The following is a 13,295-nucleotide window of genomic DNA, read 5'->3' as shown; positions in this document are numbered from 1 at the left end:
GCGCTCAAGGGCGTCTTGGACCGTGACGGCGAGGAGAAGTCCGCCTCCCGAGCCATCGAGGAGGAATGGGATCACGCGCACTCCCTGGCCCGGTTGGTGCCGGAGTACGAGGACGCCTACCTGGCCTTCCTCGAACCCGACCGCACCGGACGCCTGGCCGAAGCCGTCCGGTCGGTCCTGCCTGAGCGGATGGCCGACCTGGTGCTAGCGGACGAGGCATGGTCCGCACTGGCCAAGCGCCTATCCCAGCACGAAGCCGCTGGCGCCGACCCCGAGACCGTGGTCCGGCGCGCGGCGGGGCAGGGGCTCCAGGACGCGCGGTCGATCGCGAAGGTCCTGCACCACCGCATCGGCCACCCCCTACCCCACAACAGGGACGGGCGCGGGCTGCCTGCCTGGATCACGACCGCCCCCGACACCACCCAAAACTTCCTCTGGAACACCGACGCGACCCAGCCCGCCATGACCTCGCAGCAGGACACGAGCAAGGAACGCCCGACGGCGACAAGTGACGCCGGTGCAGAAGCCGGTGCGGGATCGTCGACGCCGGTCGACGAGGGGGAGCGGGCGCTAGTCGTGGAGATCACCAGGCACGCCTGGACCTGGTGGACCAAGCAGAACGCCAGCCAGTCGTGGGCCACTCGGTACATGACCGGGCGTGGCCTCGCCGACGCCGAATGGGGCACCGCGCCAGCGTCCTGGACCGGCCTGACCGACCACCTCCAGTCCCTCGGATACACGCCCGACCAGCTCGTCACCGCCGGCGTCGCGACCCGGACCCGGAACGGCAAGGTGATCGACAAGTTCCGCAACCGGATCGTCTTCCCCTACCGTGACCAGGCCGGGGCCGTCGTTGGCGTCACCGGACGCATCAACCCCGCCCAGGCCACCGAGGGTGACGGGCGGGCACCGAAGTACCTGAATACACCTGAGACCGCTGCCTACCGCAAGGGCGAGCTCCTGTACGGCCTTGCCCCCGACGCGGTCGCACGGTTGACGGCCGGGGCACGCCTGGTCTTGGTCGAAGGACCCACCGACCACGCCGCGTTCCACCTCGCCGCCACTCGCCTCGCCCAGCAGACCGGGATCGAGATCGTGCCTGTCGCGGCTTGCGGCACCGGCATCACCCAGCAGCACCTGCAAGCTTTGCGGAAGGCGACCGGGCGGGACCTGACCGACCTGATCGTGGCCCTGGACCCCGACACCGCCGGACGCACCGCCGCCGCCCGCGTCTGGCAGGCCCTCACCCCGCACGAAGCCGCCCACGCCCAGGCCCTGGACCTGCCGGCAGACCCTGCTCAGATCACGCTCGAGGCACCCGACGCCCTGGCCTCAGCTCTTCGCGAGCCGGTGCCGTTGGCGTGGTTCGCGATGGAACCCAACCTTGCCTCCATTCGGTCCATCGACCACTCCGAACGGCAGACCATGCTGCTGCGTGCTCTGGTCGATCATCTCTATGACCGCGTCGAGCTGGCCCAGTGGCAGGCCCTGGTAGAACATGTCGCACGGAATGTTGGCAACTCCTCGGTTGTGTCCACGCACGTCCCGCTCGGCGCTGCCGCAGTGCGCAGGGTCATGACCGACCACCTCGCCGAGCGCTTCCTGGCCGGAGCGCACGCAGACACTGGATCTGACATCGACCTGACTGCCCAGGCGACCGACACGACCGGGACTGAACGGCCGCAGGTGGTGACTAACCAGTACGTGCGCGCTTGGTTGGTACGGCACGCCAACCTGATCGCCTCTCGCCTGGACACTCTCGTCCAGCACGCTCTGACAGAGCCGGAGCTGTGGATGGAAAACCTCACCGCTCCACCCCTGCCGGGCGCTGCCCACGATGCGCGGAAGGCGGCGATGCGGCAGGTGCTGGCCTACCGCGACCGGTACCAGATCACCGACGCCGGCAACCCTCTAGGCCCCGATGCGCAGGAGGGAGAGCGCGGCAACGCCTACGCCCTCGCCGCCCGAGCCCTGAAAGCCATCACCGCAACCGGCCACACCGAGCTCCGACCAGAAGCCCGGTCCGTGCCGCAACCGCTGGAACGCGTACCGGTGCTCCTGGCCGATGCACGGGCCGACGCCGAACGGATGCGCCGCGGGGCCGACGAACGTGCCAGGCGCGACCACGCTGACCGGGAGCACGAGTGCGTGACCAGCCCGGCCTGGTAATCACTTCGGGCCAGGAGCGGCCACTTCGCTGCTCTGCAACGGGCTACCGTATGGGTTCCCGATTGGCGCTATGACCGGGCCATTCGCAGAAGGGGCGCTGACCCCTTCCGATGCCCCTGGACTGCAGCGATGAGTCGCGCTTCGGCGATAGCACTCAGCCGACTCGCGTGCGTACGCCCTACAAAACGACCGTCGGCTAAGATCGTGTGGCTACCAACGCGTCTGGAGATTGGTGGAACGCATGACGAAGACCGTCCGCGCCGAGATAACCACCACCGTCGTCGAGTGCGCATGCCCGCACTGCCGCCAGCACGCCAACCGTAAGGGCCTGGCTCTCCCGTTGCGGGCTGAGGTGAACGTCAAGATGGCTGATGCGATCTGTGGCACCGCCGAAGGGCGGCACTCGATGGTGCAGAAGGCGCATCAGCCTCCGTTCGGCCAGATGGACGCCATGCAGGCAAGGTTCGGCCCGTGGATCGCCGGAGTAGGTGCGCGCCCGTAAGCGGGGTGCTGACGTACCCGGATTGCGCCAGCCTGGACTCTGGTGCGTGAGCTGAGATGCCCACTGCAGGGATTTCAGCGGTGAGCTTCCTGAGCATTGTCGCGGTGTTCGTACCAGTGCTTGTCTAGCCACTCGACCTGTTCGGCACGTAGCTGTGTCATTAACGGTTCGCCGTGGAGTCGGTCGTACTGCGGATAATCGGCCAGATCGGGAGCGACATCGATCCGGTATGGCAAGGTCGGGGTAACGGCGAGCAGCTCGTCGTCGAAGAGGCGATGGACGTCGCGGCGCAGCATGAGGCCACCGTGCTCGTAGTGCTTTCCGAGCTGTGCATAGCGGTAGAGATGGCCCGCCTCCAGGACCCGCGCGGGAGCGGCGCCGGTGAACGCGCAGTTGCTTCCCTGGGCGGCCAGGATCTGCTCGCGGAACTGTCGCTGTCCCCTGCGGACGCGGACGACCGACTGGTTGAACCCGTGGGCGAGCTCGATGCGGGGGCCGTTCGCTGTCGGCCAGGACAAATCTGGTACACGTGCGATGACACGCTGGATCGCGCGACCTGCGCCCTTGTCAGCCAGCGCTTGCTGGAACGCATGCCAGTCGAGTTCCCGGATGGAGTTGAAGCTGCCCTGCGCCTTGATGAACGGCCGGATCTCCGCCTTGCTGAGAACGCCGTCCAGCGAGGTCCAGGCCGCGTCGTAGCGGGCCGTGAACATCGTGACATCAGTCTTTTCGAGTCGGGGGGTGTCGAACTCAGCCCTGCACCTGGAGCAGCGGAATCGCGGGTGCATCGTCGACCGCTCCGAAGGGCGGGTCGCTCCGCATTCACGGCAGCGTCGTAGCGTCTTGGTGCCCGGCCAGGAGTCGATGTCCTCGACGACTGAGATACCGAGCAGGAGACCCGTTCGGTCCCACAACGCGATCGGGTCGCCACGACTCAGGCGCTGGTGGTTCTGGACCTTGCTGTCGTACAGGTATTCGACCCCGAGCTGGTCTCCGTACCATGGGTTCTCGTTGTCGCCCTCGTCCGTCATCAGCAACCAGGCTGTCCGGCCGTTAGCGTTGCCATTCATACCCACAGCTTCGCACGGCAGGAACGCAGGATGTGCTATGCCACCTTACGCGGCGTGCTTCTCGGTTGCCTCGCTGTTCACAGCCTCGGCTATCGCCGTTCCGATCGCCTTGCCCAGGGGGATCGGGACGGCATTGCCGATCTGCCTTGCGATCGCGACCTTCGACCCGACCCAGCGGTAGTTGAGCGGATACCCCTGGAGAATCGCGGCCTCGAGGTGTGTGATGGCCCGATCTTCGACGGGGTGGAGGTATCGGCCCTTCTCCGGCTTGAAGAACTCGGTCCTGATCGTGACTGACGGCTTGTTCCAGTGCAGCCTTCCCATCACGTCGCCTGTTCCCGACCGATGGTTCTTCCAACAGGCTGACAGCAGATGCTCGGGGATGTTGAACCTGTTCCCGTCCTCCGGGATGTGGGAGAAGCGATCAAGGGACAACTGCTCATAGCGGCGCGTCACGTGGAGCTCGTGTGTCCGAAAGGCGCCCGGGAGGGTCTTCCCCCTGAATGTCACCTCCCGGGTCGGAAGGTCGATCTGTTCGACAACAGGGTTCAGGCCCGCGAAAGCTTCCGCAACGGTGGGGTGGACGTCGGCCGATGTGGTCTTCGGAAACGTCAGCGGCGCAGTGTCCTTGCGCCACCCGAGTACGACTACGCGGCGACGAGCCTGGAATGCGCCGTAATCGGCAGCGTTGAGGACACGCGACTCAAAGGTGTAGTCCTCGAGCAGGCCACCCCGACCGAACGACTCCGCGAAGACGGTGAACTGCTCGGATTTTGTGAACGCAGGCACATTCTCAAGTACGAAGTACTTCGGCGTGGCTCGTGACACGGTCTCCGCATAGCGCTGCCACAACAGATTGCGTTCTGCCCCGACGCCGTCCCGGTTCAGCGTTGAGAAGCCTTGGCACGGCGGACCGCCCACAACGACATCCACTTCAGGCACGACGCCAGCGTCCAACCACTCCTCGATGCCGACCGCATGGACATGATCGCCGCCGACGATCTTTCCGTCGCGGAGTCTTCCACCATGGTTGAGGGCATACGTGGCAGCGGCCGCGACGTCCATCTCGACGGCGGCGACAGGCGAAAACCGCGTGCTACCGGCAGCAAGACCTGAAGTCAAGCCACCGGCGCCAGCGAACAGGTCGAGAGTCCTGATCACCGATGGGCCCTTCGGTAGGGTCGGGAGGTGGCGCATGATGACAGGGTGCTCGACACAAGACGTGACAATAGCCGGCGGAGCCGGCACTATGCCACCCCCACGCCGAGCGCTGCAGTAACGACTCGGCCTCAACTCACCGACGTCGAGCCTGCCACGGCCAGACGCATGTCCCGTCAAGCGAGGCGCGACACGAAGCCGGAGCTGCTCCTGCGGCGTGAACTGCACAGTCGAGGGCTTCGCTATCGCGTCGATGCGCCCCTGCCGGGCATGACCCGGCGGCGTGCCGACATCCTCTTCACACGCCGACACCTTGCGATCTTCGTCGATGGCTGCTTCTGGCACTCGTGTCCCGAGCACGGGACCTCACCGGCGAACAACGGCGCGTGGTGGTCGGAGAAGCTGCGTCGGAACGTGGAACGGGATCGCCAGACGGATGCGCACCTTCGTGCACTGGGATGGGCGGTGATCCGTGTGTGGGAGCACGAGGACATGAGCGCGGCAGCTGATCGCATCGAGGAGCTCATCCAGGTGCTCACGGAATCACCCAAGCCACGGTAGAGACGAGCCACCAGGACGTCTAGCATCGTGACATCCCGATCCACCTGGAGTTTCACCCATGGCGATGCCTGCTGGCACACCGGTCCACAAGAAGAAGTTGATCGAGGTGTCGATCCCGCTGGAGGACATCAACGCCGAGTCCGCACGGGAGAAGTCCATCCGCCACGGCCACCCCTCGACGTTGCACCTGTGGTGGGCGCGCCGGCCACTGGCCGCTGCCCGGGCGGTGTTGTTCGCGCAACTCGTCGACGACCCGTCATCGGACCCCGACCTCAGCCCGGAAGAGCAGCAGGTCGAGCGTGAGCGACTGCACGGGATCATTCGTCGTCTGGTCAAGTGGGAGAACGTCAACAACGAAGAGCTGCTCCGTACCGCGCACGAGGAGATCCTCAAGTCCACCGGCGGCAACCCGCCCGCGATCCTCGACCCGTTCGCCGGCGGCGGCACCATCCCGCTTGAGGCCCAGCGCCTCGGCCTGGAGGCGCACGCCTCCGACCTCAACCCCGTCGCCGTACTCATCAACAAGGCGCTCATCGAGATCCCGCCAAAGTTCGCAGGTCGACCGCCGGTCTTCCCCGACGCCGCTGACACCAGGCTCGGCGACTGGCCCCGCGCTACCGGACTCGCCGAGGACGTACGGCGCTACGGTGCCTGGATGCGCGAGCAGGCCAAGGAGCGCATTGGCCACATCTACCCCGACGCGACCGTTGTCGACGAGAAGACCAAGAAGACGACCAAGGCCACCACGATCGCCTGGATCTGGGCCCGCACCGTCACCTGCCCCAATCCCGCCTGCGGCATTGAGACGCCCCTCGTCCGTTCCTGGTGGCTCGGAAAGAAGAAGGGGAAGGAGGCGTACGTCGTGCCGACCGTCGTTTACGACGCTGACGCCCCCAGCGGACGCCGGGTCGAGTTCACGATCGGACACGACAAGGTGAAAGGCCCGACCAAGGAAACCGATGGCACTGTGACGGGCCGCTCTGGCGGCATCTGCGTCGCGTGTGGCTCGCCAGCACCGCCCGGCCACATCAAGGCGGAGGGCGTAGCCGGTCGGCTCGGCGCAATGCTGATGGCAGTCGTAGCTGAGGGAAACCGGCGGCGCATCTACATGGCGCCGACGGACCAGCAGCGTGAAGCGTCGGTCGTGGATCGACCCTCAGGGATTCCGAACCAGGAGCTGGGCTACGACCCGCGTAACCTATGGACCCCTGCGTACGGCCTGACGAAGTTCTCGGACCTGTTCACCAGCCGGCAGTTGGTGGCGCTGACGACCTTCAGCGACCTCGTGAGCGAGGCGCGGGAGCAGGTCCTGAAGGACGCCCTCGCCGCCGGGTTTCCGTCCGGTGCCCGTCTCGCCGACGGCGGCACCGGCGTCGAGGCGTACGCCGACGCCGTCGCCACTTACCTCGGCATGGCTGTCAGCCGGCTCGCCGACTACGGCGGCACGATTGCGACCTGGATGCCGGACCCGAAGAACGAAGGTCTCCGCAACACGTTCGCCCGGCAGGCCATCCCGATGACCTGGGACTTTGCTGAAGCCAATCCGTTCAGTGAGTCGTCGGGAAATATGCGATTCATGCTGCGCGGAGTTGCCCGTGTCCTGGATGAGGTGCCAGCAAAGGTGGTCTCCGAAGCCATTCAGGCTGATGCTGCAACTCGGGAGTACACAAACCTGCTCGTATCGACCGACCCTCCCTATTACGACAACATCGGCTACTCCGATCTTTCGGACTACTTCTACGTTTGGCTACGTCGTTCGCTCCGCGACGTCCATCCGACCCTCTTCGCTTCGATGCTCGTGCCCAAGGCCGAAGAGCTCGTCGCCAACCCGTACCGCCACAGCGGCAAGGCTGGCGCCGAGAAGTTCTTCGAGGCTGGCTTCGAGAACGTCTTTGCTCTCGCGCGGAAGGATGCGTCCGAGCACTATCCGATCACGGTGTACTACGCGTTCAAGCAGTCCGAACTCAAGGAGGAGGGGATCACCAGCACCGGCTGGGCAACAATCTTGGAGGGCATGATCCGGGAGGGCTGGGCGATCACGGCAACCTGGCCGGTGCGCTCGGAGCGCAGTGGCCGGATGATCGCGATCGGTACGAACGCGCTTGCATCGTCGATCGTGCTGGTGCTCCGACCGCGTCACGAGACCGCGGGGCAGACCACACGCCGCGGCTTTCTCGCGGCCCTGCGCCGCGAGCTTCCCGACGCGCTGGAGAAGCTGCGGCAGGGCGCGATCGCGCCGGTCGACCTTACTCAGGCAACCATCGGTCCCGGCATGGCAGTGTTCTCGAGTTTCACCCGCGTCGTGGAGAACGACGGCAAGGACATGAGCGTGAAGTCGGCGCTGAGGTTGATCAACCAGGCGCTTGATGAGGTGCTCACTGAGGGCGAAGGCGACCTGGATGCGGACACTCGGTTCTGCCTCAAGTGGTACGAGCAGTACGGCTGGGGGAGAGGCCCGTTTGGCGACGCGGACCTGCTGGCCCGCTCGTACGACACTTCGGTGCGCGGCGTTGCAGACTCCAGGGTCGCCACGCAGGGCGAGGGTATCGTGCAGCTCGTCGCTCCAGCGGATCTGCCGTCGAACTGGAACCCAGTCAAGGACGACCGGATCTCGGTCTGGGAGGTGATGTGTCATCTCGCTCGGGTGCTCTCCGCCGAGGACGGCGGGTTGGCACCGGCGGCGAAGCTCATGGCTGCGGCGGCCGCGCGCTCCGATGTCGAAGTCGAGGCCGTCCAGCGGCTGGCGTACCGGCTGTACGAGATGACGAAGACCTCGCGCACCGATGATGCACGACTGTTCAACCTGGTCGGTGGATCGTGGGCGGATCTGACCGTGGCAGCTGGCAAGGTGCAGGCCAGGACCGAGATACAGGGCACGCTCGACTTTGAGGACGAGGGCTGATGGCGAAGAGCAACATCGAGGCTGTGCGTACGGCACTGGAGGCGCTGACCGGCGTGCTCGACCCGTACATCGATCAGATCACCGCCAAACACGTGCCCGACGGTGAGAACTGGACCGCGCTCCTGGCCGCAAAGGACGCTCAGAAGGGGATCACCGGGAAGCCGTACTCACGTACCGATCCTCAGGATCAGTTCCGGATCATCACCGAGCCGATCGGCTCGCTCGGGTACGTCTTCAACGAACACCTTTCTCGTGGTGAGCAGAACTTCGTCAGCGAGCTGCGAACGGTCCGTGACGCGGTGGCGCACTTCAAGCCGTTCTCGCCCGACGACGCCGTACGTGCACTCGACACCATCGAGCGAGTGATGCGGGCGATCGGTGCAGCGCGCGAGGGCGACACGGTACGCACTGCTCGGCTGGACATCTTGCGTGGCAGCTTCGAGCAGCAGACCCGCAAGGCGGTGCGCACTGCTGCGGCGTTGCCAGGCACGCCGGATGCGGAGCTGCCGTCGTGGCGGGACGTACTGAAGCCTCATCCGGACGTGGCCAAGGGCCAGTACAACAACGCGGAGTTCGCGGCCGATCTCTACTCGGTGGCGGTGCGGAAGAACGCGGCCAAGGAGTATCAGGACCCGGTCGAGTTCTTCCGACGGACCTACATGACCGACGGTCTCAAGGAGCTGCTGCGTCGCTCGGCCGCCCGGATCTCCGGTGAGGGCTCCGCCAACCCAGTGATCAACCTGCAGACCACGTTCGGCGGCGGAAAGACCCACTCGATGCTTGCCGTCTGGCACCTCTTCTCCGGTCGCCCACTGCACGAGCTACCGCAGAACGTCCAGGACGCGTTCGATGGTGCGCAAGGCTCTGTGGTAGGTGCGCAGGTGCGCAAGGCTGCGTTGGTCGGCAACGAGATCGCGCCGGCGGAACCGGAGACCAAGCCCGACGGCACCGTGGTGCGCACTCTGTGGGGCGAGCTCGCCTGGCAGCTCGGCGGCGCCCAGGGCTACGCGATGGTCGCCGAATCGGACAAGCAGGGGACCAGTCCCGGCAACAAGCTGCGCGACCTGTTCGAGAAGTTCGGCCCGGCCGTGGTGATGATCGACGAATGGGTCTCGTATGCCCGCCAGCTCCCCGACGGCTACGACAAGGACGACCCCCGGGCTCGCGAGGTCGGGGGCGGGCTGTTCGAGACTCAGTTCACCTTCGCCCAGTCGCTGACCCTGGCGGCCGAGGCAGTGCCGGGCACGCTGCTGCTGGTCTCGGTGCCGGCCAGCGAGCGCAAGCAGGACGGCGAGGCCAGCTCTGAGGGCGGAGAGGCCACGGCGGCGAGCGACCTCGAGGTCGGCGGCCAGCGCGGTCGTGATGCCCTGAACCGCCTGGACAACGTGATCCGTCGGGTTGCCTATCAGTGGAGTCCGGCGACCCGGGACGAGTCCTACGAGATCGTGCGGCGCCGACTCTTCACCGAGCCGGACGCGAAGGCGAACGCGACGATCGCGACCGCAGCCCGACGATTCACCGACTACTACCGGCATCATCCCAAGGAATTTCCGGCCGCCGTCGGGGATAGCGAGTACGAGTCGCGGATCCGTGCGGCCTATCCCATCCACCCCGAGTTACTGGACAGACTGTATTCGGACTGGTCGACGCTGGAGAAGTTCCAGCGCACCCGCGGTGTGTTGCGGCTGATGAGCCACGTCATCCACCAGCTCTACGAGCGACAGGATCCCTCGCCGCTGATCATGCCCGGGTCGATCCCGCTCGATGCGCAGCCAGTGCGCTCGGAGATCGTCCAGTACGTCGGCAACGCGTGGGACGCGATCCTGCAGTCGGAGATCGACGGCGACAACGCGGTCGCCAAGCTCGTCGACGACGAGCGGCCGGCGCTAGGTGACCGCTCGCTCGCGCTGCGTACAGCCCGGACAATCTTCGTCGAGGCCGCACCGACGCTCGACGCCGCGCTCAAGGGCAAGGACCGCAAGCGGATCACTCTCGGCGTGGCCATGCCGGGTGACGTACTGGGCAACATCGGGTCGGCGCTGGACGGGTTGCAGGAGAAGTCGTCGCACTACTACGCAGAGGATGGACGGTACTGGTACGACACCCAGCCCTCGCTCAACCGGCTTGCTGCTGAGAGGGCTGCGCAGCTGTCGACCGAGGCCGTGCACGGCGAGGTGGCGACCCGACTGCGGCAGGCGTTCAAGGGATCGACCGACGTGATCGCGGAGGTGCTGCACCCGGAGTCGTCCGCGGACGTGGACGAGGCCGAGCACCTGCGGTTGCTCGTGGTGCCGCCGGGGTACGTGCACAACGGCAAGGACAAGGAGTCCGCCGCGTCGAGGTGGGTCGGTGAGGTGCTGCGGCAGCGCGGTAAGGCGCCGCGGTCGAACGTCAACACGGTCGTCGCGGTCGCGGCCGACGAGAAGCAGTGGGGTTCGCTGGAGTCAGCGGTGCGCTCGTACCTGGCGTGGAGCTCGATCTTCCGGGAGACCGCGCGCCTCGACCTCACCCAGTCCGCGGCGGCGCAGGCGCAGTCGATGCTGGAGACCCAGAACCGTACGGTGGACGACCGGCTAGCGCACACCTGGATCTGGGGACTACACGCGGTGCAGGACGATCCGCAGGCGCCGTTCGTCGTCGGGCAGGTCAGGGCCGACGGGCAGGAGAAGAACCTCACCAAGCGCATCGGCGCCAGGCTCGCGAACGCCGACTACGCCCACTCCTACCTCGCCAACCGCGTGGTGCGCCTCGACATCGAGGAGTTCCTGCGGGCCCGGTGGACGCGTGGGTTCATCGGTTTCACCGAGCTGTGGACGTATTTCTGCCGCTATCCCTACCTGCACAGGCTGCGGGACAAGTCGGTGTTGGTGCGGGCGCTGGACGAGGCGCTGCTCGACACCGGTTTCATGGACACCGGGTTCGCCCTCGCCACGGGGTTCGACTCGGCCAGCGGCGATTTCCTCGGGCTGGCAGTGCCTTTGGACGACACCGAGTTCGGGCCGTTCGACGACAAGACGCTGATCGTACGTCCCGATCTCGCGGTCAAGCAGCGTGAGCGTGAGCAGCAGACGGTGAGTGAGCCGACTCCGGATCCTTCGTCTGGTCCGATGCCGGGACCGAGTGTCACACCTACCCTGGCACGCGGGCCGGGGCCCGTCCCGGCGTTGCCGCGGAAGGTGGTGTCCAACGCGTCGTTCTCCCTGCGGCATGTGGTCGACCCAACCGGTGACATGCCGGGTGATCTACAGACGATCGCGGCGGAGATCCTGGAGGTGCTGCGCAACGCTGGCCCCGACGTTCTCGACATCACGCTCACCGTGGAGGCGCAGAAGGCCGACGGGTTCAACGAGAACACCGTGCGCGCGGTGAAACAGAATGCCGGGGATCTGGGTGTGACCGACAGCGGCTTCAAGGACCTGTAGTGGGCCTGGTCTCGGCACCGCAACCAGTGGGATCACGGGTCGTCGCGCCCGACCCGTCGATCACATCAGCGATCGGTCGTCACCACACGCTGGTGACGGCCGTCGCGGACCTCGTCGACAACAGCATCGACGCCGGGGCCACCAACGTGCTCGTCAGGTTCCTGGTCCACGGCGCCCGACCGGTCGGCCTCCGGGTGGTCGACGATGCCTCCGGTATGGACTCGTCCGACATCGACCACGCGATGACGTACGCCAGGAAACGTGCCTACGACGGCAAGGATCTCGGGCATTTCGGAATTGGCCTCAAGGCCGCGTCGCTCAGCCAGGCCAACACGCTGATCCTCTGGTCGAGGAAGTACGGATCACCCGCCGTCGGTCGGCGTCTGCGTCGGGACACCCTCGACACCGGCCCCCTGGTCGAGGAGTTTTCCAGCTCCGACGCTGCCGAGAGTATGGCGGGGGCCGGGGTCGACTTCGCTATGGACACCGGCACTATCGTCGAGTGGCAGGACGTCCAGACCTTCCTCACATCGTCCAGCGACGAGGACCAGGCGTCCTGGACGACCAAGACCATCCAGGACCTGATCAATCACCTGGGACTGGTGCTGCACAGGATCTTGGAACGTGGCGAATTGACGCTCAACATCGACATCTATGACGTGTGGCTGGACTTCCCCGGTCCGCCGCGGCCGGTGCGGGCGATCGACCCGTTCGCGTATCGCGGCATGGGACAGCATGGCTATCCGAAGGAGCTTCCGGTCGCGGTCGGCGGCACGTCAGGCACCGCGAGGTTGCACGTTTGGCCGCAGCACGACAAGGGCCCGGGCTTCGTGCTTGGTGGACGCTCCGGGACTGAGACCCAGGGGCTCTACATTTACCGCAACGATCGGCTCCTGCAGGCCGGAGGCTGGAACGGGCTGGCGACGCCCCACGTCGATCTCGTCTTCGCACGCATATCCTTCGACCTGACCGTCGAAATGGAGCGTCACGTCACCATCAACCCCGAGAAGGTCGGCACGACCTTCGATGACGAGTTGCGCGGCGCCTTCGTACGGGCACGGACCGCGGACGGCACGACGCTCGCCTCGTTCCGTGAGGATGCGAAGCGGGCCGCGAAGGTCGCCCGGCAGCGGGTCGCCTCACCCATCGAAGCGCCGAAACCCGGTGACGGGCTTACTGCCCCGGTGGCGGAGGCGTTCGCGACCCATACCGAGCCCAACGACGCTTTCCCGATCGACATCAGGTGGAGGGTGCTGCCCGAGAGCCAGGTCTACGACATCGACGTCGACCGCCACGAACTCGTACTCAACGCCCGCTACCGCACCGCGATCGTTGGCCGCAAGAGCCTGGATCGCAACGACGCCCCGCTCGTCAAGAGCCTGCTCCTGCTCCTCCTCGAAGACCACTTCGTCGGCACCGGCAGCGGTGCCCGCAAGAGGCGGGAGGGCGCGGCGTGGCAGGGTGTCATGCTCGCGGCCATCCAGGCACAATCCGCGGATGGAGAGTGATCG

Annotated in this window: 8 protein-coding genes; 6 read left to right on the top strand and 2 right to left on the bottom strand. The window is 66.3% G+C overall.

Features of this window, described 5'->3' with window-relative positions; translation table 11 throughout:
• The first annotated feature begins 15 nt into the window (after positions 1 to 15).
• Positions 16 to 2,169 carry a toprim domain-containing protein gene (locus tag ACFS27_RS05115; protein WP_377180765.1) on the top strand — a complete coding sequence of 718 codons (2,154 nt, stop codon included), beginning with the start codon at positions 16 to 18 and terminating at the stop codon, positions 2,167 to 2,169.
• A gap of 241 nt (positions 2,170 to 2,410) precedes the next feature.
• On the top strand, positions 2,411 to 2,671 hold the full coding sequence (locus tag ACFS27_RS05110) for a hypothetical protein (RefSeq protein ID WP_377180764.1): 261 nt from the start codon (positions 2,411 to 2,413) through the stop codon (positions 2,669 to 2,671).
• Between the two features lie 74 nt (positions 2,672 to 2,745).
• On the opposite strand, the gene ACFS27_RS05105 is transcribed toward ACFS27_RS05110, so the two are convergent.
• Both ACFS27_RS05105 and ACFS27_RS05100 read right to left on the bottom strand, forming a co-directional pair.
• The gene (locus tag ACFS27_RS05105) at positions 2,746 to 3,741 is read right to left on the bottom strand and encodes an HNH endonuclease (protein ID WP_377180763.1); all 996 of its coding nucleotides are present in this window, start codon (positions 3,739 to 3,741) and stop codon (positions 2,746 to 2,748) included.
• A 45-nt stretch (positions 3,742 to 3,786) separates the two neighbouring features.
• Positions 3,787 to 4,938: a DNA cytosine methyltransferase gene (locus ACFS27_RS05100; protein WP_377180762.1), complete on the bottom strand. Its 1,152-nt coding sequence runs from the start codon at positions 4,936 to 4,938 to the stop codon at positions 3,787 to 3,789.
• 129 nt (positions 4,939 to 5,067) lie between these two features.
• Here ACFS27_RS05100 and ACFS27_RS05095 point away from each other — a divergent pair, with 129 nt between their 5' ends.
• The 4 genes from ACFS27_RS05095 to ACFS27_RS05080 are packed head-to-tail and all read left to right on the top strand — an operon-like array spanning position 5,068 to position 13,292.
• Positions 5,068 to 5,460, top strand: coding sequence for a very short patch repair endonuclease (locus tag ACFS27_RS05095; protein ID WP_377180761.1), 393 nt, complete (start codon positions 5,068 to 5,070; stop codon positions 5,458 to 5,460).
• A gap of 58 nt (positions 5,461 to 5,518) precedes the next feature.
• A complete protein-coding gene (locus tag ACFS27_RS05090) occupies positions 5,519 to 8,362 on the top strand; it encodes a DUF1156 domain-containing protein (protein ID WP_377180760.1) in 2,844 nt (947 codons plus the stop codon).
• The gene (locus ACFS27_RS05085) at positions 8,362 to 11,784 is read left to right on the top strand and encodes a DUF499 domain-containing protein (RefSeq protein WP_377180759.1); all 3,423 of its coding nucleotides are present in this window, start codon (positions 8,362 to 8,364) and stop codon (positions 11,782 to 11,784) included. Before ACFS27_RS05090 ends, ACFS27_RS05085 begins: the two co-directional genes overlap by 1 nt.
• Entirely contained in the window at positions 11,784 to 13,292 is a 1,509-nt protein-coding gene (locus ACFS27_RS05080; RefSeq protein ID WP_377180758.1) for an ATP-binding protein, read from the top strand. The genes ACFS27_RS05085 and ACFS27_RS05080 overlap by 1 nt, the downstream gene beginning before the upstream one ends.
• Positions 13,293 to 13,295: the final 3 nt, after the last annotated feature.

Source organism: Promicromonospora vindobonensis, from assembly GCF_042685865.1.
Lineage (GTDB): Bacteria > Actinomycetota > Actinomycetes > Actinomycetales > Cellulomonadaceae > Promicromonospora > Promicromonospora vindobonensis.
Note: the sequence above shows the minus strand (reverse complement) of the source record. Positions and strands in the feature narration are given on the sequence as shown.